Genomic DNA, 20,295 nt, shown 5'->3' on the forward strand with positions numbered 1-20,295 from the left:
CAGCGGAGCCTACGGTCAGGGGCGGTCGGCGCTGCCCTCGGCCTGGTTCGGGACGGCGCCGCCGAAGCGGCGGTCGCGCTGGGCGTACTCGTAGCAGGCCGCCCAGAGGTCCCGGCGGTCGAAGTCGGGCCACAGGGTGTCCTGGAAGACCATCTCGGCGTACGCGCTCTGCCAGAGCAGGTAGTTGGAGGTGCGCTGTTCGCCGCTCGGGCGCAGGAAGAGGTCCACGTCCGGCATGTCCGGGTAGTAGATGTACTTCGCGAAGGTCTTCTCGTTGACCTTCGACGGGTCCAGCTTCCCCGCCGCGACATCGCGGGCGATGGCCTGCGCCGCGTCCGCGATCTCGGCGCGGCCGCCGTAGTTGACGCAGAAGTAGAGGGTCATCGCGTCGTTGTCGACGGTCTGTTCCTGCGCGACCTGGAGCTCCTGGACGACCGACTTCCACATCTTCGGCATGCGGCCGACCCAGCGGATGCGGATGCCCAGCTCGTTCATCTCGTCGCGGCGGCGCCGGATGACGTCGCGGTTGAAGTTCATGAGGAAGCGCACCTCGTCGGGCGAGCGCTTCCAGTTCTCCGTCGAGAAGGCGTACAGGGAGAGGTTCTTGACGCCCATCTCCAGGCAGCCCTTGAGCACGTCGAGCACGACGCCCTCGCCCACCTTGTGGCCCTCGGTGCGCGGCAGTCCGCGCTCCTTGGCCCAGCGGCCGTTGCCGTCCATGACGATCGCGACGTGGTTCGGGACGAGCTCGCCGGGGATCTTCGGCGGGCGCTCACCCGAGGGATGCGGCTCGGGAACCTTGTACTCGCGGCGAGAGCGTCCCAGAATCCCGCGTCGTGCCATGTGCCCAGCTCCTATTTCTCGACGTACCGAAGCGAGCGTAGCCCGCGCTCCAGATGCCAGTGCAAGTAGGCCGAGACCAGCCCGCTGCCCTCCCGCACGTGACGCGCCTCGCACGCGTCGGCATGTCCCCAGTCGCCCGTCAGCAGGGCGCTGAGCAGGGCGATGGCCTCCGACGAGGGTACGACGCTGCCGGGGACGCGGCAGTCGCCGCATATGACTCCGCCCGCGGCGACGGAGAAGTGCCGGTTGGGGCCGTGGATCCCGCACTTCGCGCAGTCGTCGAAGCTGGGCGCGTAGCCGTTGACGGCGAGGGAACGCAGCAGGAAGGCGTCGAGGATCAGGTTGGGGGCGTGTTCGCCGCGCGAGAGGGTGCGCAGGGCGCCGACGAGCAGCAGGTACTGCTGGACGGCGGGCTCGCCCTCGTGGTCGGTGAACCGCTCGGCGGTCTCCAGCATCGCGGTGCCGGCGGTGTAGCGGGCGTAGTCGGTGGCGATGCCGTTGCCGTACGGGGCGATGATCTGGGTCTGCGTGCAGAGCGGCAGGCCGCGGCCGATCAGTTCGCCGGTGCGCGAGAAGAACTGCACGTCGGCGTGGGAGAAGGGTTCCAGACCGGCGCCGAACTTGGACTTGGTGCGCCGGACGCCGCGGGCGACGGCCCGGACCCGGCCGTGGCCCCGGGTCAGGAGCGTGATGATGCGGTCCGCCTCACCCAGCTTCTGGGTGCGCAGCACGATGCCGTCGTCGCGGAACAGGCTCATGGGCCCATTGTCCCGTACGCCACCGACAGGACGGCCGCCCCGGACGGCAGCGGCCTCCCGGACGGCAGCGACCCCCGCCGGGCACGAGGCCCGGCGGGGGACACCCCTTGGGAGGATCAGGCGGTCGGTGCCGGGGCGGGTTCGCCCTCGCCCGACTGGGCCGGGATGGCTGCCGCGGGCTCGTCGTCCGCCGCCGGGGAGGCGTCCGCAGGGGCGTCGGCCAGCAGGGAGTCGGCGAGCGGGGCGTCAGCGACCGAGGCGTCGTGCGCACCGTCCTTGCCCAGACCGTTGAAGATCAGGTTCAGGACGATCGCGGCCGTGGCACCGAGCGTCACACCGCTGTTGAGGAGCGAGGAGAGGTCCGCGTTCATGTGGTCCTTGAAGAGGACCGGGACGGTGGCGGGGAGCAGCGCGAAGGCCAGGGAGACACCCACGACGAGGGCGTTCTTCTCCTCCTTGAGGTCGACCTTGGCGAGGGTCTGGATGCCCGCCAGGGCGACCATCGCGAACATCACGGTCGCGGCGCCGCCGAGCACTCCGTGCGGAACGGCGGCGACGATCGCGGCGGCCTTGGGGATCATGCCGAGCACGATCATGAAGACACCCGCGGCGACCACGACGAAGCGGCTCTTGACCTTCGTCATGCGGACCAAGCCGACGTTCTCGGCGAAGGCCACGTAGGGGAAGGAGTTCAGGACACCGCCGAGGGCGGTCGCGGCGCCGTCGGCACGCAGGGCGCGGGCCACGGTCTCGCTGTCGATCTCCTTGCCGACGATGTCACCGACGGCGTAGGTGTCACCGGTGGTCTCGACCATGGTGATCAGCATGACGATGAGCATCAGCACGATCGGGAACCACTCGAACTTCGGCGCGCCGTAGTAGAACGGCGTGGTGATGCCGATCCAGTCCGAGTTGCTGACGTTGCCGAACTTGGCGTCGCCGAGCAGGAAGGCGACGGCGGTGCCGCCGACGAGGCCGAGGAGGATGGAGATGCTGTTGAGGAAGGGCTTGCCGAGCTTCATCAGGATGAGGATGAAGAGCATCGTGCCGCCGGCGTAGGCGAAGTTCTTCGGGTCACCGAAGTCGGGGCTGCCCAGGCCGCCCGCGGCGTCGTTGAGGCCGACCGGGATCAGCACGATGCCGAGGACGGTGATCACCGTGCCGGTGACGACCGGCGGGAAGAGCCGCATGATCGTGCGGAAGGCCTTGGGAGGCAGCCAGGCGAAGGCGAAGGTGGCGATGCCGGCCGTGATGACCGCGCCGTAGATGACGAGGAGGCCCGCCGTCCCGCCGCCCGCGCCGAGACCGATGGCGATCATCGGGGACACCGCGGTGAAGGTGACGCCCTGGATCAGGGGCAGCCGCGCGCCGACCCTGCCGATGCCCCACGCCTGGATGATCGAGGCGATACCGCAGGTGAAGAGGTCGGCATTGATCAGGTAGACCAGCTGCTCGGTGGTGAGCCCGAGGGCGCCACCGACGATGATCGGAACGATCACCGCACCGGCGTAGAACGCGAGTACGTGCTGGAAGCCGTACAGCGCGAGCTTGGGGAGGGGGAGCACCTCGTCGACCGGGTGCGTGCTCTGCTTTCCGGTGGCGGAAAGCGGTGCGGCGACACGTGCCATCTCTGCCTTGCCCTTCAATGAGGTAGGTAACTGAGAAGAAGCTGGAGGGAGCTGGTTGTCCCTGGCCGAAGTGGGTCGTTAACCCGTTGATCCGGCAGGGTGATCAGTACGTCCACGTGAATCGAAGCTCCGCGGTGTTACCGGCGGCGTCTCCTCGTGTGACCGGAATTGAACGCCTGTGGGGCCGCTCACAGATATCGTCAACTTCTACAAAATGTTGACCCGGCGGGGTGCAGGATCTGGAGGTTTCTCCAGTGGTGGAGACCCCCGGTGTCGACTATGGCCAACGCTTCGGCGAACGGCCGCTTCCTCCTGCGCGAACGCGAAGGCCGTGCGCCGTGACGTGGGGGTTAGCGCACCGAGGGCCGTTCGGCCACGCAAAGATGAAGCCCCGGCTCCGCCCGTCCACCTGGTGGAAACACCCCGTACGGATGGCGAGCCTCCGCGGTTCACGGCACGCGGAAGGATCTCCGAATCGGGCCCGCGAGGCCCGATCGTTACCTCTGAATGTGCCGTTTTCGACCACACCGTGAGACGCGGCCGCGTCCGAAACCGTCAGCGCGGCCGAAACGATGGCCCGCGCCGCCGTCGCCGCGTCGAGCACCGGCTCGGTCCGGCGGTGCGTGCGGCCCCGACCAGGGGGAACCGCACGCTCGTCATCGCGCGCAGCTCCGGCACCATCGGGCACACCGACACCGACACCGATGCCTACGCCGATGTCTACGCCGCCGACACCGGCCCCGGTACCGGCACGCCCCGCCCCCGTGGCGCGGGGCGCCGGCTGAGGGGCGTACGGGCCGCCCGAGGCCCGTGGCGGGACCCTACGGCGCCCGGACCGCCGACAGCAGCCGGGCGACCTCGTCGGCGTCGATCCGCAGCGCCGCGCCCACGGTCGCCAGCACCTCGCGCTCCGCGGGGATGTACGGGCCGTCGGCCAGCGCCACGCGCGCACCCTGCAGCAGGAGCGATTCGCGGCCCGGGCCGGCCAGGTGCGGGGCCAGCGGCTCCAGGGCCTCGTGCAGTTCGATCGAGAGCGCGGCGCCGTAGCAGTCGGGGCCGTCGTAGAGCCCGAGCCTGCCCTCCTCGGCGGCCAGTCCCTCGACCAGGGACTCCAGCTGCTCCTCGGAGCAGTCCTGGAACCCGGCGGACCGTACGGCGCCCACGGCGGCCTCCAGCGCGCTGCGCGAGGCCGTCCCCCCGGCGGCCAGCACGGCCAGGGTCACGGTGTGCACGGCGTCGCGCAGCAGCGCGGTGAAGCGGGTGGTGGTGAGGTGGTCCAGGACCTCGGTGCCGAAGCGCTCGCGGCAGCCCTGGCACTCGACGACGGGACCCGCCTGCCCGCGGGGCAGCAGCGGCACGCCCAGGACGGTGAACCGGCGGCGCCCCGTGCGCCGGCGGTAATTGCGGTCGCCACCGCAGTCGGGGCAGAAGAACTCCCCGTCACCCACGGTGCTCCAGGTGGTGCGGATACCCCAGACCGTCAGCTTCCGGCCGTCCCCACCCCGAACTGGCAGCACGTCGCACCTCCGTAACCTTCCGGCAACATCGCCGGGTTGGCGTGATGTTAGCCACATCGGTGAGGATGCGTCAGCCGTGTGACAAGACAACATCGTCCGGCCCCCGTACTTGGCCGATCTGCGCCCCTGCCCGCATCCGGCCCCGCACCCGGCCCCACCTGCGCGCCCGTCCCCCACGGCGGCCCCCCGGCTTCCCGGCGCCCGGCCGCGTGAACGAGAAGTTTGCCGGTGGACGGCGGCGACCCGGCCCGCTGACGGGGCCGCTCGCCCCGGGAACGGCGGAACCCCGCCCCTCCGGAAGGAGGAGCGGGGTCCACGGACGAGCGGGTCGGTCAGCGGCCCGCGCGGTTGACGGCGGAGATGACCGCCTTCAGGGAGGCGCGGGTGGTGTTCGCGTCGATGCCGATGCCCCACAGGACGCGGCCGTCGATCGCGCACTCGATGTACGAGGCGGCGACGGCGGAGGCGCCCTCGCTCATCGTGTGCTCGGTGTAGTCCAGCAGGCGGGCGTCGATGCCGATAGCGGCCAGCGCGTCGAAGAAAGCGGAGATCGGGCCGTTGCCGGTGCCGTTCAGCACGGCCTCGACGCCGTCCACGACCGCCTCGACGGTCAGCGTGTCGGTGCCGTCCTTGTCGGTGGCGGTCGAACCGGAGCGCAGCTGGATGCGGCCCCACGGGTTCTCGGGGTTGGGCAGGTACTCGTCCTGGAAGACGTTCCAGATCGCGGTCGGGGTGACCTCGCCGCCCTCGGAGTCGGTCTTGGCCTGGATGATCCGCGAGAACTCGATCTGCATGCGGCGCGGCAGGTCCAGCTTGTGGTCGTTCTTCAGGACGTACGCGATGCCGCCCTTGCCGGACTGCGAGTTGACCCGGATGACCGCCTCGTAGGAGCGGCCGACGTCCTTCGGGTCGATCGGCAGGTACGGCACGGCCCACTCGATGTCGTCGACGGTGACGCCCTTGGCGGCCGCGTCGGCCTCCATCGCGTCGAAGCCCTTCTTGATGGCGTCCTGGTGGGAGCCGGAGAAGGCGGTGTACACGAGGTCGCCCGCGTAGGGGTGGCGCGGGTGGACTTCCATCTGGTTGCAGTACTCGCTGGTGCGACGGATCTCGTCGATCTGCGAGAAGTCGATCTGCGGGTCGATGCCCTGCGAGAACAGGTTCATGCCCAGCGTGATCAGGTCGACGTTGCCGGTGCGCTCGCCCTGGCCGAACAGGCAGCCCTCGATGCGGTCGGCGCCGGCCATCAGGGCCAGCTCGGCGGCCGCCACGGCGGTGCCCCGGTCGTTGTGCGGGTGCACGGAGATGCAGATGTGCGCGCGGCGGGTCAGGTTGCGGGCCATCCACTCGAAGCGGTCCGCGTGGGTGGAGGGCGTCGAGCGCTCCACGGTGGCGGGCAGGTTGAGGATGATCTCGCGGCCCTCGGACGGCTGCCACACGTCGCAGACGGCCTCGCAGACCTCCAGGGCGAAGTCCAGCTCGGTGTCGGTGAAGATCTCCGGGCTGTACTGGTAGCCGAAGACGGTGTCGGCGCCCAGCAGCTTGTCGGCGTACTCCATGACCAGGCGGGTGCCGTCGACGGCGATCTGCTTGATCTGCTCCTTGGAGCCGCGGAAGACGACCCGGCGGAAGGTGGGTGCGGTCGCGTTGTACAGGTGCACGGTGGCGCGCTTGGCGCCGACCAGCGACTCGACGGTCCGCTCGATCAGGTCCTCGCGGGCCTGGGTCAGTACGGAGATGGTCACGTCGTCCGGGATCGCGCCCTCTTCGATGATGGAGCGCACGAAGTTGAAGTCGGTCTCACCGGAGGACGGGAAGCCGACCTCGATCTCCTTGTAGCCCATGCGCACCAGCAGGTCGAACATCTCGCGCTTGCGTGCGGGGGTCATCGGGTCGATCAGCGACTGGTTGCCGTCGCGCAGGTCCGTGGAGAGCCAGCGGGGCGCCTTGGTGACGCGGGCCTCGGGCCAGGTGCGGTCGGGGATGTCCACCTGCTCGTACGAGCCGTACTTGTGGATCGGCATCCCGGAGGGCTTCTGGGTGTGGGTCGCGTTCGTGATGGGCGTGGGGCGACCGACAAAAGTGTGCTGGCTCATGACGTAGGGCTCCTCGCGTGTCCGCGTGTAGTTCGCTGGGACGGCCGACGGACGGTCGCAAAACCGCAACACCAAACTCCGCGGGGAGGGGGTCGGCCTACGACTACAGGCCCTCGCCGCGGCAGCTAAGGAGGAGCAGCCCGAAACGCATGATGGGCCGAGCCTAACCGAGCCGCCCCGTAATGCGGGACCTGTTTCAGTATGCAAGACCGGCAGGTCCGTTTTGCACCCTTTGTGAGCTAAGCCTCTTTACCTCTTGCCGGCTCGGCCCGATGTCCGGTTGATCCGTCAATGCGGCGCCGCCGCTTTCAGACGAGCGAATGAATCATGGTCGCAGCTAGTGACAGCGGCATCACCCGCTGCCACATTGCCGGGCATGGATGCCTTCCTCACGCCCCGTCGCCCCGTCTTCTGCACCGTGGTGCCACCGCACCTCCTGGACAAGATCGCCCGGTCCGAGGACCCCGCCCGGGCCGCCGCCGCGCGGCGGACCCTCGAACTGGACGCCTCGCACCGGGTGCGACGCCTGATGGCGGTGCTCCCGCCCGCCGGGGAGACTCCCTCCGAGACCCCCGAGCGGACCGTCTACGACGCCGAGCACCGGACCCGGCTGCCCGGGAAGAAGGTCCGCGGCGAAGGCGAGGACGCCGGCCAGGACGCCAGCGTCAACCGCGCCTACGCCGGGCTCGGAGCCACCTTCGAGCTCTTCTTCAAGGCCTTCGGCCGGCACTCCATCGACGACGCCGGCCTGCCGCTGAACGCCAGCGTCCACTACGACCGGCTGTACAACAACGCCTTCTGGGACGGCAGCCAGATGGTGTTCGGCGACGGCGACGGCGATCTCTTCCTCGACTTCACCGTGTCCGTGGACGTCATCGGGCACGAGCTCGCCCACGGGGTCACCCAGCACACCGCCGACCTGGAGTACTACGGCCAGTCCGGCGCCCTCAACGAGTCCATGTCCGACGTCTTCGGCTCCCTCATCAAGCAGTACACGCTGGGCCAGACCGCCGGGGACGCCGACTGGCTGATCGGCGCCGGGCTGCTCGGCCCCTCCGTGGACAGCGGCTTCGCCCTGCGGTCGATGAAGGCGCCCGGGACGGCGTACGAGGACGACGAGCTCGGCAAGGACCCGCAGCCCGCCACGATGGACGACTACGTCCGCACCTCCCGCGACAACGGCGGGGTGCACATCAACTCCGGCATCCCCAACCACGCCTTCTACCTGGTGGCCACCGAGCTCGGCGGCAAGGCCTGGGAGCGGGCCGGGCGGATCTGGTACGACACCCTGACCGGCGGAGAGCTGGGCCCGAAGGCGGACTTCGCCCGGTTCGCCGCCCTCACGACCGCCGCGGCCGTCACCCGGTACGGCGACGGCGGCGCGGAGCACCAGGCCCTGCAGAAGGCTTGGTCGGCGGTCGGCTTGGGGTAGCGGGCGCGGGGTAGGAGGGCCGTCATGCGGATTCAGGTGGTGCGGACGGGCGGCTTCGCGGGGATCGAGCGCCGCGGCGAGGTGGACACCTCGGGCCTGCCCGACGAGGACGAGTGGCAGGACCTGGCCCGGCTGGCCCTGCGGGACGGTCCGCCGGGGGAACCGGCGGACCGGATCCGGGACGGTTTCTCGTACACGATCACGGTCGACGGGCGGACGGTGCTCTGCCAGGATCCGAACCTTTCGGACGCGCAGCGCTCGTTGATCTCGCGCGTCCTCAAAGAAGGTGCCTGAGCAGCGCGCACTTGCTTGGATAGCCGGATGATCACGCCTTCCGACCGTCTGCCCGAGCTCGAACGCTATTACGACACCGCGCCCCGGGCCGGTGGGGCGCGGGCCGAGGACTTCGGCCCGCTGACCCTGTTCGTCCAAGAGGGCGACGGCTGGCCCTACTACGCGCGGCCCGCGCTCGGCGCCGCCTCCGCCGATGGTGTCACCGTGGCCGACGTCGAGCGGGTGCTGGCCCGGCAGCGGGAGCTGAAGGTTCCCGAGGCCTTCGAGTGGGTGGCCGAAACCACCCCCTCCCTGCGCGCCGCCGCGGAGGCCGCCGGGCTGACCGTGCACGCGCATCCGCTGATGGTGCTCGACCCGGCGGCGCCGCGGCCCCCCGCGCATCCGGACGTACGCGTCCTCGGCGCGGCCGACCCGCTGCTGCGCCCGGCCGTGACGGTGCCGATGCTGGCCTTCGCCGCTCCCGGCACGGCGGTGGGCGAGGCGGGCCCGGCGGAGCTGGCGGTCGCGGAGCGAGAGCCGGCCTCCGAGGGCCGCCGGATCCGGGTCGCGGGGATGATCGAGTCGGGCCGCACCGCCCTGGCCGCGGCCGTGCGCGACGGCGCCGTCCTGTGCTCCGGCCAGTACATCCCGGTCGGCGACGTTTCCGAGGTGGTCGGTGTCGGCACCCTGCCCTCGGCCCGCCGCCAGGGCCTGGCCCTCGCGGTGACGGCCGCCCTGGTCGCCGACGCTCTGGACCGCGGAGCCCGCACGGTCTTCCTGTCGGCGGGCGACGAGGACGTGGCCCGCCTCTACGCCCGCCTCGGCTTCCGCTCGGTCGGCACGGCCCTGATCGCGGACCGGCCGCTGTGATCGGCCGGGTGCTGTGATCGGCCGGCTGCTGGGCCGCCGCCGCGAGTGGCCCCAGGACCCGGCCGCCGGACGGCCCGCCGCGCCATCGCCGCTGACCGGAGCCGAGGTGGAACAGGCGGAGGCGGAGCTCGGCATCCGCTTCCCTCCCGCGTACCGCTCGTACCTCCTCGACGTCGGCGCGGGCGGCCCGCTGCACCGGCTGGAGCGGGGCCCGGACGGCTGGTGGTGGGCGGGGAACCCGGACACGCGGCGCGATCTGCTGCCCCTGCCCTTCCCGCACCCCGATTCCTACGTCGAGGCGGACGCGGCGCTGTGGGAGCGGTTCCCCCGCGAGGAGGACTTCCCCGACGAGGCCGCCCTCCGGGCCGCCCGGCAGGCCTGGGACGAGGCCGAGGGCGACGAGTTCGAGGACCGCAAGACGGCCGGCTGCGTGGTGCTGCGGGACGACGGCTGCGGCTTCGCCACCCTGCTCGCGCTCACGGGACAGCTGGCCGGGACGGTCTGGTGGGACGGCCGGGCCACCTGCGACCTGATCGTGCCGCTGTCCCTGGACCACCCGGGCGGCGCGGCCCCGCTGACCTTCGGGCAGTGGCGGGAGCGCGGCCTGGGCGACCTCTCGGACCTGCTGCCGCCGGACTGGGGGCGTCCCGCGCAATCCTGAGCCCGTTCTTTTGCGGGAACGGCAAGACCGCTTGGCCGGGCCCGCCGTCCGGGCGGAGCATCGGAGGCACGGGCATCCGTACCCGTACCGACCGGAAAGAGGCCGAAATGGCGCACGCGCACGACCACGCCCCGCAGTCCCCGGACGCTCCCGAGACCGGCTTCGCGGGCGAGGAGTTCTGGGACTCCCGCTACCGCGAGAGCGACAGGATCTGGAGCGGCGACGCCAACGTCGTGCTGGCCCGGGAGACCGCCCCGCTCGCTCCCGGCCGGGCCCTGGACCTCGGCTGCGGAGAGGGCGGCGACGCCGTGTGGCTCGCGCGGCAGGGCTGGCACGTCACCGGGACGGACATCTCCGGGGTCGCCCTGGAGCGGGCCGCGGCCCACGCCGCCGAGGCCGAGGTCGCGGACCGCACCGCCTGGGAGCGGCACGACCTCGCGGAGTCCTTCCCGGCGGGCGAGTACGACCTGGTCTCCGCGTGCTTCCTGCACACCTTCGGGGAGTTCCCGCGCGACCGGATCCTGCGCCGGGCCGCCGCGGCCGTGGCCCCCGGCGGGATCCTGCTCGTCGTCGGCCACGCGGGATGGCCGTCCTGGCAGGAGGACCGCCCGGAGGTGGACTTCCCGACCCCGGACGACGTCCTCGCCCAGCTGGAACTGGAGGCCGGCGCCTGGGAGGTCCTGCTGGCGGAGGAACACGTACGGGTCCAGAACCAGCCTGACGGCCGGCCCGGGACCCGTACGGACAACGCGGTGAAGGTGCGGCGGCTCCCGTAGGAGCCGGCCGCTAGAAGCCGAGCTTGCGGAGCTGCTTGGGGTCGCGCTGCCAGTCCTTGGCGACCTTCACGTGCAGGTCGAGGAAGACCGGGGTGCCGAGCAGCGCCTCGATGTGCTTGCGCGACTTCATCCCGACCTCCTTCAGGCGGGCGCCCTTCGGGCCGATGATGATGCCCTTCTGGCTCGGGCGCTCGATGTAGAGGTTGGCGTGGATGTCCAGCAGGGGGCGGTCCGCCGGGCGGTTCTCCCGGGGGATCATCTCCTCGACGACCACGGCGATGGAGTGCGGGAGCTCGTCCCGTACGCCCTCCAGCGCGGCCTCGCGGATCAGTTCCGCGACCATCACCATCTCGGGCTCGTCGGTGAGGTCGCCCTCCGGGTACAGCGGCGGGCTCTTCGGCAGCATGGGCGCGATCAGGTCCGCCAGCAGCTGGACCTGGGTGTCGCCGACCGCCGAGACGGGGACGATCTCGGCCCACTCGAAGCCGAGCTCCTCGGCGAGCTGGTGCACGGCGATGAGCTGCTCGCCCACCACCTTCGACTCGACGAGGTCGGTCTTGGTGATGATGGCGATCTTGGGGGTCTTCTTGATCCCCGCGAGCTCCTTGACGATGAACTTGTCACCGGGGCCGAGCTTCTGGTCCGCGGGCAGGCAGAAGCCGATCACGTCGACCTCGGACCAGGTCGCGCGCACGACGTCGTTCAGCCGCTCGCCGAGCAGCGTGCGCGGCTTGTGGAGGCCGGGCGTGTCGACCAGGACGAGCTGGGCGTCGGGGCGGTGCACGATGCCGCGGACCGTGTGGCGGGTGGTCTGCGGCCGGTTGGAGGTGATCGCGACCTTGGTACCCACGAGCGCGTTGGTCAGGGTCGACTTCCCCGCGTTGGGACGGCCGACGAAGCATGCGAAGCCCGCACGGTGCGGGCTGGTGGTCTCGGGGGAACGATCGCTCATACGGGCCATTCTCCCCGATGCGGCTCCCAGCGCCGACCAGGCCGCCGCCAGGAGGGCCAGAGCGGTCGCGAGCAGGCCGTTCAGGGCGGGGTGCGCGGCGAGTCCGGCGGTGGCCCGGGCTGCCGTGCCGTCGGCCCGCGCCACCACCGCGACCTCGGCCCATTCCAGGGCGGGCGGGTCCGCCCAGTGCGCGGTGAGCCGGACCCGCTGGCCGGGCAGCAGCTCGGCGGGCAGGCCTGTGAGGGGGCGGGAGATCAGTTTCCGGCCCAGCGCCCCGGAGGCGGTCAGGGTGGCGCGGGGGCGCAGGGTGACGTTGCCGAGGTTGTGGAGCGTGTACGAGATCTCCGCGCTGGCGCCTCCGCCGCGGCGGGCGGTGGCGGTGCGGAGGTCCTCGACGGCCAGGGCGGGGGCGGTGGGACCGGTGACCCGGAGGTAGACGCGGGCGGCGACGGCCTGCTGGACCCCTATCCCCTGTCCGGCGATCCCCCGCACCGAGGCGTCGGCCGGCCGGTCCTCCAGGGCGACGACGGCTCCGGGATGGTCCCCGGGTTCGGCCCGGTCGGGGACGGTGAGGGTGAAGCCGACGTCGACCGCCGTCTTCGCCGGGACGGTGATCCGCTCCCGGGCCAGTGCCGTCCAGGCGCCCGTGGCGGTGCGCGGCTCCTCGGGCCCGCGCAGGGCGAAGCCGCCGTCTCGGGCGGTGTTGTAGGCGTCGGCGGCGTAGAGGCGGAAGGTGCGGGGGCGGTCCGTGCGGTTGGCGATGGTGACGGAGTCGGTGACGCTCTGGCCGGGGCCGGCGGCGAGATAGAAGTACGGCCGCTGCCCGATCGTGTTGGCGGCGGGCAGAACGGACCACTGCCCGTTGTCCGCGGCGGCGACGGATCCGGCTCCGGCGAGCAGCCCGACCCCTGCCGACAAGGCGGCGACCGCGGCCGTGGCCAGGCGCCGCCGCACCCGCCCGGCCAGTGCCGCCGCGCGGGGCCGAGTCCCTCGCAGCGGCACAGGGGCGGCCGAGAGGCCGGGTCGGGTCACGACAACGTCAGGGTCAGCACCGCCGTGTACGCGCCCGGCGGGGTGTACGGGGGGACCTGAAGGGTGACGGCGGCGTCGACGGTGAAGGTGCCGCCGACGAGGGTGGCGTCACCGGTCGAGGCCAGGACCGCGCCGTCGGGCCCGACCGTGCCCGCGCTGCCCGGCGTACACGCGCTGGGGCTGCCGGGCGCGGCCGCGCACGTCGGGGTCCAGCTCAGGGAGGCACCCGGGATGCGGAGCCCGCCGGCCCCCGTGAAATCGGTGACCTTGCCGATCAGGGACCACCCGGCCGGTCCGCCGCGGGCGTCCTTGACCGTGACGGTGCCGATCCGGCCGGCCGCCGCGCCGCCGTCCCCGTACGGGACCGCGGCCAGGGTCACGGCGTCGCCCTCCTGGGTCATGCCGAGCTCGCCCGGCTCCACGACCGCCGTCACCGTCTGGCTCCCCGGCGGCAGCGGGACGGCGACGATCACCGTGTACGCGGCCGGGCCGGAGCCCCGCTCCGGAGTCCAGGCCGCGCCCTCGTACGCCACGACGGCGGTGGTCGCCCGGTCCGTGACCGGCAGCTCCGCGAGGACCACCCCGAGCTCGTCGGCCTTGGCGGTGACCCGGTCGGCGGTCTCCGCCGTACCCGCCCGGCCCGCCACGGTGACCTCCGCGCCGGGCACGAAGCCGGCTCCGGTGACCTTGACCTTGGCGCCCGGGCCGCCCGCGGCCGTGCCGAGCGCGACGGCGCGCACGTTGGCCGTCGGCAGCGGGCTCGCGGTGATGCGCTGCGCCACCGGAGCCCTGCCCGGGAGCGGCGCCGGGGCCGGCAGCGGCAGCGGACCCGGAGACGACGGGGCCGACGGGGACGGGACCGGCGGCGACGGCACCGCAGACGCCGATGCCGACGCCGATGCCGACGCGGAAGGCTCCGGTCCCGGCTCCGCGCCCCCGGCGACCGCGCACACGGTGTCCAGTTCGAGGAGATGCCCGGTGTGCAGGGTGTAGCCGCCCGGGGCCAGGGTGATCTCGCCGGGAGCCGTGACGGTGAAGGTGCCGGTCATGGTGACGGCGGGCAGCGCCCCGCCCACCGCGACGGGATCGTTGCGCTTGGCTCCGACGACCGTGACCTCGCCCTGCTGCGCGCCTCCGAGGACGATCCGCCCGGTCGGGGTGAGGACGTCGCCGGGCAGCGCGACGGAGAGGGGGTTCACGGCGGGGGTCCGGGCCACCTGGTAGGTGACGGTGACGGTGTCGCCCACGCGCGGCGTCACGTCGTCCACGGTGACCCGGGCGGTGGTGGGCCCGTCGGCCGGCGGCAGTCCGGCTTCCTGGGGCGGCAGGCAGTGCGTCGGGAACTCGACCTGCCCGGGAGGCGTCTCCCCCTCCGCCGCCGCGGGGGTGCTCAGCGCGCCCCCGGTCGCCGCGGCCAGTACCGCCATGCCGACGGCCGCCGACCAACCTCTGTGCCGCGCCGTCGTTCGCGCCGAAGTCCGCACTGACCGCCCCCTGGGATCCCGTACCCCGCCAGGGGGCCATTCACGAGCGGGCGGGGGGATAAGTCAATGCACGGACTCCGCAGGAACTGATGTCCCATCAGGAGATGGCAGGGTGCCGCCGAACGCGGTATCCGGCGCGGCCGCCCTGAAGGTCCGCCGGTAGGCCGTCGGGCTCACGCCGAGCGCCGCCTGCACGTGCTTGCGCAGGGACTGCGCGGTCCCGAAGCCCGCCTCCCGGGCCACGTGTTCCATCGGCAGCTCGGTCTGCTCCAGCAGGGCCCGGGCCCGCTCGACCCGCTGCCCGGTGATCCATTCGCCCGGGCTGAGCCCCGATTCCTCGCGGAACCGGCGCGTGAAGGTCCGTACCGACATGGCCTCCTGCCGGGCCAGGTCACTCAGCCGCAGCGGTTCGTGCAGCCGGTCCAGTACCCAGGCGCGGGCCGCGGTGGTGCTCGCCTGCTGCGTCTCGGGCACCGGGCGGTCGATGAACTGCGCCTGCCCGCCGTCGCGGTGCGGCGGTACGACGGTGTACCGGGCGGTCTGGTTGGCGACGGCCGCGCCGTGGTCGCGGCGCACGATGTGGAGGCACAGGTCGATCCCGGCGGCGACTCCGGCGGAGGTGAGCACGTCCCCGTCGTCGGTGTAGAGCACGTCCGGGTCGACCAGGACGGCCGGGAAGGTCCGCTGGAAGTGCCCGGCGGAGGACCAGTGGGTGGTGGCCCGGCGGCCGTCCAGGTACCCGGCGGCGGCGAGCACGTAGCCACCCGTGCAGATGGAGACGAGCCGGGTGCCGGGCCTGATGTGCGCGAGGGCGGCGGCCAGTTCGGGGGTGAGCCGGCCCTCCGCGTGGACCGGGCCCAGCTCGTAGGAGGCGGGGACCACCACGGTGTCGGCCGTGGCCAGCAGTTCGGGGCCGTGCTCCACGTGGATGTCGAAGTCGGCGTCCGTGGGCACCCGGCCGGGGGCGAGCCCGCAGGTGAGGATCTCGTAGAGCGGCCGCCCGGTCGCGGGCTCCTTCGCCCGCCCGAAGATCCGGTGGGGGATCCCGAGCTCGAAGGGCAGCAGCCCGGCGAGGGCGAGTACGACGACACGGTGAACCCGGTGGACCCGGTGCGCGCGAGGCTCCATGGCCCGATCATATCGAAGCATGTCGGTCAGGCCACTGTCGTACGGGCACCCGGCGGCCGGAAACTGTCGTCGTGACGCAGACAGAACCGGGCCCCGGCCCCGCCCCCGGCGCTTCCACCGGCCCCTCCCCCGCACCGACGCCCACCTCCGGTACCGCCACCGGCACCGGCGCCGCCGCCGACGCACCGCTGCCCCGTCAGCACCGCGTCCACCGTGCCTGGTTCGTCGCGGCCGTCGCCTTCGTGACGATCATCGGCGCCGCCGGCTTCGCCTCGCTCCCCGGTCTGCTCATCGAGCCGCTGCACGAGGAGTTCGACTGGTCGCGGGGCACGATCGGCCTCGCCGTCTCCGTGAACCTCGCCCTGTACGGGCTCACCGCGCCGTTCGCCGCCGCCCTGATGGACCGCTTCGGCATCCGCCGGGTCGTCGCGATCGCGCTGACCGTCATAGCCGGCGGCACGGTGGCCACCGTGTGGATGACCGCCTCCTGGCAACTGGTCCTCTACTGGGGCGTCCTCGTCGGGCTCGGCAGCGGCTCGATGGCCCTGGCCTTCGCGGCGACGGTGACCAACCGCTGGTTCACCGCCCGGCGCGGCCTGGTCACCGGCATCCTGACCGCCGCCGGGGCCTCCGGCCAGCTGGTGTTCCTGCCGCTGCTGGCCTGGCTGGTCGAGAACCACGGCTGGCGCCCCGCGGCGGTCACCGTCTCCTTGGCGGCCCTGGCCGTCGTGCCCTTCGTCTGGCTGCTGCTGCGCGACCACCCGGCGGACATCGGGACCACCCCGTACGGGGGTCCGTACACGCCCAAGCCCGCGCCCGTCCCCGGCGCCGCCCGCCGGGCCGTGGGCGTCCTGCTCAAGGCGGCCCGGACCGGCCCCTTCTGGCTGCTGGCGGGCACCTTCGCGATCTGCGGGGCCTCCACCAACGGGCTGGTGAAGACCCACTTCGTGCCCTCGGCCCACGACCACGGCATGCCGGTGACCGCGGCGGCCGGACTGCTCGCCGTGATCGGCGTCTTCGACGTCATCGGCACGGTGTTCTCCGGCTGGCTGACGGACCGCTTCGAATCGCGCCGCCTGCTGGCCGTCTACTACGCCCTGCGCGGGATCTCCCTGCTCTTCCTCCCGATGCTGCTGGCCCCGACCGTGCACCCGCCGATGGTGTTCTTCATCGTCTTCTACGGCCTGGACTGGGTCGCGACGGTCCCGCCGACGATCGCGCTGTGCCGCGAGCACTACGGGGAGGACGGTGCCATCGTCTTCGGCTGGGTCCTGGCCTCGCACCAGGTCGGCGCCGCACTGGTGGCCTTCCTCGGCGGCCTGGCCCGCGACGCCTTCGGCTCGTACGACCCCGTCTGGTACGCCTCGGGCGCCCTGTGCGCGATGGCCGCCCTGATGGCGATGGTCATCCGCCGCCGGAGCGCGGCCGACGCCGTCACGGCCTGAGGGCCGCCCGGTCCGGGCTGCGATCATGCCCCCATGGACGACGGGGGCGGGACGGCGGCGGCGGACGAACTGGTCCGGGCGGCGCGGGCCGGGGACGGGGCGACGGTCTCGCGGCTGCTGAGCCGGGGTGTCGCCGTGGACGCGCGGGACGCCGACGGGTGCACGGGGCTGGACAGCGCCGTGCGGGAGGGCCGGGAGGGCGTGGTGCTCGTACTGCTCGCCGCCGGCGCCGACCCCGAGCAGGCCATGGGCCCGTACAACGAGGAACTGCCCCTGGTGCAGGCGGCGACCAGGGGGCACACCGGCATCGTGCGGCAGCTGCTCGCCGCCGGCGCCGACCCCGACCGTGCCAATGGGCTGCGCGCCACCCCACTGGGCCGTGCGGGGGCCGAGGGCCACACGGACACGGCCCGGGTCCTGCTGGAGCACGGGGCCGATCCGGGCATCCGTTGGAAGGCGCTGACCCCCGCCGAGTGGGCGACCCGCTTCGGCCACACCGGGACGGCGGAGTTCCTGCGCACCCGGGCCGCCAGGCCGGAAGGGTCGGACGGGCCGTCCGACCCGGCGGCTCCGGCGGCTCCGGCGGCTCCGGCCTAAGCTCCGGCCGCGGTCGTCGACTTCAGGGTGCCGTCCGGGCCCGCCAGGAGGACCGGGGTGTCCGGGCCGCCGAGGTCGCGGACCGCCGCGCGGTCGGCGTCGGAGGGGGCCTCGGCGGCGCTGACGACGGCCGCCGCCTCCAGGGACTGGGCGCCGCTGGCCACGGCCATCGCGACGGCCGTCTGGAGCGCGCTCAGCTTCAGGGAGTCCAGCGCCACGGTTCCGGCGACGTACGTACGGCCGGTCTCGTCCCGGACCGCCGCCCCCTCGGGCACGCCGTTGCGGGCCCGGGCGCTGCGCGCCAACGTGATGATCTTGGTGTCTTCGGGGTCGATCCCGGTGCTGTCGGTCATAGCCCGAAGCATATGGAGCGCGTCGGCGGGGCCGCACGACGACCCCGCCGACGCGCTCTCCCCTCCACCCCCGGTGTCCCCCCGGGATCTTGGTGGCGCAGGGATAAAACTAAGCGCTGCGTAAGCGCACGCGCGGCCCCGAAGGTCCCGTGATCGATGACCTTGGGCCCTTCTCCGATTCCACTGCGGGGAACGCGGTCCCGGCCCGATCGGCAGGAGGTCCCTACGCCAGGACGCCACCACCGCAGGACGTCCCCTACGCCAGGACGCCCCACGGCAGGACGCCGCTACGGCCGGTCGAGCCGCAGCCGCTCCGCCCTCGGCAGGCCCGCGACCACGAGGTCGTACGAGTCCTCGACCAGCTCCCGCACCAGCGCGTCGGACAGGGCCCCCGGTCCGCCCGCGGTGACGGTGTTCCAGTGCCGCTTGTTCATGTGCCAGCCCGGCGCGATCGCCTCGTGCTCCGCCCGCAGCGCCACCGCCCGCTCCGGATCGCACTTGAGGTTGACCTTCAGCGGCTCGGCGTCCAGCGCGCTGAGCGCGAACATCTTCCCCAGCACCTTGAACACCGAGGTCTCCGGGGTGAAGGGGAACTCCTCCACGGCCGCGTTGAACCCCAGGCAGAAGTCGCGCAGCTCCGCCGGCGTCACTCCGACTCCCCGTCCGCGTCCTCCGCCGGAGCCATCGGCTCCACCAGCACGGTCACGATCTTGTTCCGCCGTCCCGCCGGGGACTCCGCCGTCAGCCGCAGCGGCCGCCCGTCGGGCAGGTCCACCACCGCCGAGGCGCCGGCGATCGGGACCCGGCCCAGCGCCTTGGCGAGCAGTCCGCCGACCGTCTCCACGTCCTCGTCGTCGAAGGAGTCCACCTTGAACAGCTCACCGAGATCGGTGATGTCGAGGCGCGCGGTGACCCGGTAGCGGTCCCCGCCCAGCTCCTCCACCGGGGGGATCTCCCGGTCGTACTCGTCGGTGATCTCACCGACGATCTCCTCGAGGATGTCCTCGATGGTGACGATGCCGGCGGTGCCGCCGTACTCGTCGATGACGACCGCCACGTGGTTGCGCACCGACTGCATCTCGCGCAGCAGGTCGCCGGCGTTCTTGGTGTCCGGCACGAACACCGCGGGCCTTATCGCGGTGGAGACGAGGTCGCTCTCCGCGTCCCGGCTGATGTGCGTCTTGCGGACCAGGTCCTTCAGGTACACGATGCCGACGATGTCGTCCTCGTTCTCCCCGGTCACCGGGATCCGCGAGAAGCCGGACCGCAGCGCGAGCGTGGTCGCCTGACGGACCGTCTTGTACCGCTCGATGCAGACCAGGTCGGTGCGCGGCACCATGACCTCGCGCACGAGGGTGTCGCCCAGCTCGAAGACCTGGTGCACCATGCGGCGCTCGTCGTCCTCGATCAGCGACTCCTTCTCCGCGAGGTCGACCATCGCGCGCAGCTCCGCCTCGGAGGCGAAGGGCCCCTTGCGGAAGCCCTTTCCGGGCGTGAGCGCGTTGCCGAGGAGGATCAGCAGTTGCGGGATCGGCCCCATGATCCGGGCGAGCGGCACGAGGACGTACGAGGCCGCCGTCGCCGTGTTCAGCGGGTGCTGCCGGCCGATGGTGCGCGGGGACACGCCGACCGCCACGTAGGACACGAGCACCATCACGGCGATGGCCACGAGCAGTGCGGTCCAGTTCTCCCCGAACTCGTCGAGGCAGACGTACGTGACGAGCACGCCCGCCGCCATCTCGCAGGTGACCCGGACCAGCAGGGCGACATTGACGTAGCGGGTGGGGTCGCCGGCGACCTGTGCCAGCTTCGCGCTGCCGCGCCGGCCCTCCCGTACGGCCTGCTCGGCGCGGAAGGCGGAGATCCGGGCGATCCCGGACTCGGCGCACGCGGCGAACCAGGCCACCACCACCAGCAGGACGGCCCCGGTGATCAGCTGAAGATCACCGGTCATGAGACGGTCGGGGCCGGGGACGGGCCGGTCACGCCGTTCTCGTCGCGCCATCCGTCGACGATGGCCGCCTGAAGGCCGAACATCTCGGCCTTCTCGTCCGGCTCCTCGTGGTCGTACCCGAGCAGGTGCAGCACCCCGTGGACGGTCAGGAGCTGGAGCTCCTCGTCCATGGAGTGCTTCGTCGGGGCGTCCTCGCCCTGCTTCTTGGCGACTTCGGGGCAGAGCACGATGTCACCGAGGAGCCCCTGCGGGGGCTCCTCCTCGTCCTTCTTCGGCGGACGCAGCTCGTCCATCGGGAAGGACATGACGTCGGTGGGTCCGGGCAGGTCCATCCACTGGATGTGGAGCTGCTCCATCGCGTCCTCGTCCACGACGATGACGGAGAGCTCCGAGAGCGGGTGGATCCGCATCCGGGCGAGTGCGTAGCGGGCGATGTCGAGGATCGCCCGCTCGTCGACATCGGTTCCGGACTCGTTGTTGACGTCGATCGACATGG

General features: G+C 72.4%; 19 protein-coding genes and 1 pseudogene. 7 read left to right on the forward strand and 13 right to left on the reverse strand.

All coding sequences use genetic code 11. From position 1 onward, the window contains the following. Nucleotides 1-15 precede the first annotated feature (15 nt). The 5 genes from ACFYYB_RS10010 to leuA all read right to left on the reverse strand — a co-directional run bounded on the left by ACFYYB_RS10010 (nt 16) and on the right by leuA (nt 6,842). Complete coding sequence (locus tag ACFYYB_RS10010; protein ID WP_389434408.1) at nt 16-843, reverse strand: isoprenyl transferase; 828 nt, start codon at nt 841-843, stop codon at nt 16-18. A gap of 11 nt (nt 844-854) precedes the next feature. Beyond that, the gene (recO, locus tag ACFYYB_RS10015) at nt 855-1,601 is read right to left on the reverse strand and encodes a DNA repair protein RecO (RefSeq protein ID WP_389434410.1); all 747 of its coding nucleotides are present in this window, start codon (nt 1,599-1,601) and stop codon (nt 855-857) included. Between the two features lie 116 nt (nt 1,602-1,717). Beyond that, nucleotides 1,718-3,229, reverse strand: coding sequence for a nucleobase:cation symporter-2 family protein (locus ACFYYB_RS10020; protein WP_389434412.1), 1,512 nt, complete (start codon nt 3,227-3,229; stop codon nt 1,718-1,720). Nucleotides 3,230-4,050: 821 nt separating this feature from the next. Beyond that, nucleotides 4,051-4,746, reverse strand: a complete 696-nt coding sequence (locus tag ACFYYB_RS10025; RefSeq protein ID WP_389434414.1) for a TerB family tellurite resistance protein — start codon at nt 4,744-4,746, stop codon at nt 4,051-4,053. A 332-nt stretch (nt 4,747-5,078) separates the two neighbouring features. Next, on the reverse strand, nt 5,079-6,842 hold the full coding sequence (gene leuA, locus ACFYYB_RS10030) for a 2-isopropylmalate synthase (protein WP_389434415.1): 1,764 nt from the start codon (nt 6,840-6,842) through the stop codon (nt 5,079-5,081). Between the two features lie 376 nt (nt 6,843-7,218). Here leuA and ACFYYB_RS10035 point away from each other — a divergent pair, with 376 nt between their 5' ends. The 5 genes from ACFYYB_RS10035 (at nt 7,219) to ACFYYB_RS10055 (ending at nt 10,854) form a co-directional block, all read left to right on the forward strand. Continuing rightward, nucleotides 7,219-8,274, forward strand: coding sequence for a M4 family metallopeptidase (locus tag ACFYYB_RS10035; RefSeq protein WP_389434417.1), 1,056 nt, complete (start codon nt 7,219-7,221; stop codon nt 8,272-8,274). A gap of 24 nt (nt 8,275-8,298) precedes the next feature. Next, a complete protein-coding gene (locus tag ACFYYB_RS10040) occupies nt 8,299-8,568 on the forward strand; it encodes a protealysin inhibitor emfourin (RefSeq protein WP_389434418.1) in 270 nt (89 codons plus the stop codon). A gap of 27 nt (nt 8,569-8,595) precedes the next feature. Next, nucleotides 8,596-9,417, forward strand: a complete 822-nt coding sequence (locus ACFYYB_RS10045) for a GNAT family N-acetyltransferase (RefSeq protein ID WP_389434420.1) — start codon at nt 8,596-8,598, stop codon at nt 9,415-9,417. Nucleotides 9,418-9,430: 13 nt separating this feature from the next. Continuing rightward, nucleotides 9,431-10,078, forward strand: coding sequence for an SMI1/KNR4 family protein (locus ACFYYB_RS10050; protein ID WP_389434422.1), 648 nt, complete (start codon nt 9,431-9,433; stop codon nt 10,076-10,078). A 107-nt stretch (nt 10,079-10,185) separates the two neighbouring features. Further along, complete coding sequence (locus ACFYYB_RS10055) at nt 10,186-10,854, forward strand: class I SAM-dependent methyltransferase (RefSeq protein ID WP_389434424.1); 669 nt, start codon at nt 10,186-10,188, stop codon at nt 10,852-10,854. A gap of 10 nt (nt 10,855-10,864) precedes the next feature. Here the strand turns inward: ACFYYB_RS10055 and era are convergent, their stop codons facing one another. From era to ACFYYB_RS10075, 4 genes and pseudogenes are all read right to left on the reverse strand, one after another. Then, on the reverse strand, nt 10,865-11,815 hold the full coding sequence (gene era, locus ACFYYB_RS10060) for a GTPase Era (RefSeq protein WP_374213701.1): 951 nt from the start codon (nt 11,813-11,815) through the stop codon (nt 10,865-10,867). A gap of 528 nt (nt 11,816-12,343) precedes the next feature. After that, nucleotides 12,344-12,838 (reverse strand): annotated as a pseudogene (locus ACFYYB_RS10065) (WxL protein peptidoglycan domain-containing protein); the annotation flags it as partial. After that, on the reverse strand, nt 12,835-14,265 hold the full coding sequence (locus tag ACFYYB_RS10070; RefSeq protein ID WP_389434425.1) for a beta-xylosidase: 1,431 nt from the start codon (nt 14,263-14,265) through the stop codon (nt 12,835-12,837). The gene ACFYYB_RS10070 and the pseudogene ACFYYB_RS10065, both read right to left, overlap by 4 nt. 120 nt (nt 14,266-14,385) lie before the next feature. Further along, nucleotides 14,386-15,450 (reverse strand): GlxA family transcriptional regulator, encoded by a 1,065-nt coding sequence (locus ACFYYB_RS10075; protein WP_389434427.1) that lies wholly within the window; start codon nt 15,448-15,450, stop codon nt 14,386-14,388. A 188-nt stretch (nt 15,451-15,638) separates the two neighbouring features. Here ACFYYB_RS10075 and ACFYYB_RS10080 point away from each other — a divergent pair, with 188 nt between their 5' ends. Both ACFYYB_RS10080 and ACFYYB_RS10085 read left to right on the forward strand, forming a co-directional pair. Further along, nucleotides 15,639-16,895: an MFS transporter gene (locus tag ACFYYB_RS10080; RefSeq protein WP_389434982.1), complete on the forward strand. Its 1,257-nt coding sequence runs from the start codon at nt 15,639-15,641 to the stop codon at nt 16,893-16,895. Between the two features lie 33 nt (nt 16,896-16,928). After that, nucleotides 16,929-17,492, forward strand: coding sequence for an ankyrin repeat domain-containing protein (locus tag ACFYYB_RS10085; protein WP_389434428.1), 564 nt, complete (start codon nt 16,929-16,931; stop codon nt 17,490-17,492). Here ACFYYB_RS10085 and ACFYYB_RS10090 read toward each other — a convergent pair. From ACFYYB_RS10090 to ybeY, 4 genes are all read right to left on the reverse strand, one after another. Then, nucleotides 17,489-17,845, reverse strand: a complete 357-nt coding sequence (locus ACFYYB_RS10090) for a cytidine deaminase (RefSeq protein ID WP_389434429.1) — start codon at nt 17,843-17,845, stop codon at nt 17,489-17,491. The two genes, ACFYYB_RS10085 and ACFYYB_RS10090, sit on opposite strands and share 4 nt — an antisense overlap. Nucleotides 17,846-18,132: 287 nt before the next feature. Further along, entirely contained in the window at nt 18,133-18,495 is a 363-nt protein-coding gene (locus tag ACFYYB_RS10095; protein ID WP_389434431.1) for an MmcQ/YjbR family DNA-binding protein, read from the reverse strand. After that, nucleotides 18,492-19,799 carry a hemolysin family protein gene (locus ACFYYB_RS10100; protein WP_389434432.1) on the reverse strand — a complete coding sequence of 436 codons (1,308 nt, stop codon included), beginning with the start codon at nt 19,797-19,799 and terminating at the stop codon, nt 18,492-18,494. Before ACFYYB_RS10100 ends, ACFYYB_RS10095 begins: the two co-directional genes overlap by 4 nt. Beyond that, nucleotides 19,796-20,293, reverse strand: a complete 498-nt coding sequence (gene ybeY, locus ACFYYB_RS10105; RefSeq protein ID WP_389434433.1) for an rRNA maturation RNase YbeY — start codon at nt 20,291-20,293, stop codon at nt 19,796-19,798. Before ybeY ends, ACFYYB_RS10100 begins: the two co-directional genes overlap by 4 nt. Nucleotides 20,294-20,295: the final 2 nt, after the last annotated feature.

Source organism: Streptomyces sp. NPDC002886 (assembly GCF_042888445.1).
In the GTDB taxonomy this organism is placed as follows: Bacteria; Actinomycetota; Actinomycetes; order Streptomycetales; family Streptomycetaceae; genus Streptomyces.

Bases quoted from the DNA above. Each gene is read 5' to 3' on its own strand.
- leuA (WP_389434415.1), bottom strand. From the start codon at position 6,842: ATGAGCCAGCACACTTTTGTCGGTCGCCCCACGCCCATCACGAACGCG.
- ACFYYB_RS10020 (WP_389434412.1), bottom strand. From the start codon at position 3,229: ATGGCACGTGTCGCCGCACCGCTTTCCGCCACCGGAAAGCAGAGCACG.
- ACFYYB_RS10090 (WP_389434429.1), bottom strand. From the start codon at position 17,845: ATGACCGACAGCACCGGGATCGACCCCGAAGACACCAAGATCATCACG.
- ACFYYB_RS10045 (WP_389434420.1), top strand. From the start codon at position 8,596: ATGATCACGCCTTCCGACCGTCTGCCCGAGCTCGAACGCTATTACGAC.
- ACFYYB_RS10070 (WP_389434425.1), bottom strand. From the start codon at position 14,265: ATGGCGGTACTGGCCGCGGCGACCGGGGGCGCGCTGAGCACCCCCGCG.
- ACFYYB_RS10085 (WP_389434428.1), top strand. From the start codon at position 16,929: ATGGACGACGGGGGCGGGACGGCGGCGGCGGACGAACTGGTCCGGGCG.
- ybeY (WP_389434433.1), bottom strand. From the start codon at position 20,293: ATGTCGATCGACGTCAACAACGAGTCCGGAACCGATGTCGACGAGCGG.
- era (WP_374213701.1), bottom strand. From the start codon at position 11,815: ATGGCCCGTATGAGCGATCGTTCCCCCGAGACCACCAGCCCGCACCGT.
- recO (WP_389434410.1), bottom strand. From the start codon at position 1,601: ATGAGCCTGTTCCGCGACGACGGCATCGTGCTGCGCACCCAGAAGCTG.
- ACFYYB_RS10010 (WP_389434408.1), bottom strand. From the start codon at position 843: ATGGCACGACGCGGGATTCTGGGACGCTCTCGCCGCGAGTACAAGGTT.
- ACFYYB_RS10055 (WP_389434424.1), top strand. From the start codon at position 10,186: ATGGCGCACGCGCACGACCACGCCCCGCAGTCCCCGGACGCTCCCGAG.
- ACFYYB_RS10035 (WP_389434417.1), top strand. From the start codon at position 7,219: ATGGATGCCTTCCTCACGCCCCGTCGCCCCGTCTTCTGCACCGTGGTG.
- ACFYYB_RS10075 (WP_389434427.1), bottom strand. From the start codon at position 15,450: ATGGAGCCTCGCGCGCACCGGGTCCACCGGGTTCACCGTGTCGTCGTA.
- ACFYYB_RS10040 (WP_389434418.1), top strand. From the start codon at position 8,299: ATGCGGATTCAGGTGGTGCGGACGGGCGGCTTCGCGGGGATCGAGCGC.
- ACFYYB_RS10100 (WP_389434432.1), bottom strand. From the start codon at position 19,799: ATGACCGGTGATCTTCAGCTGATCACCGGGGCCGTCCTGCTGGTGGTG.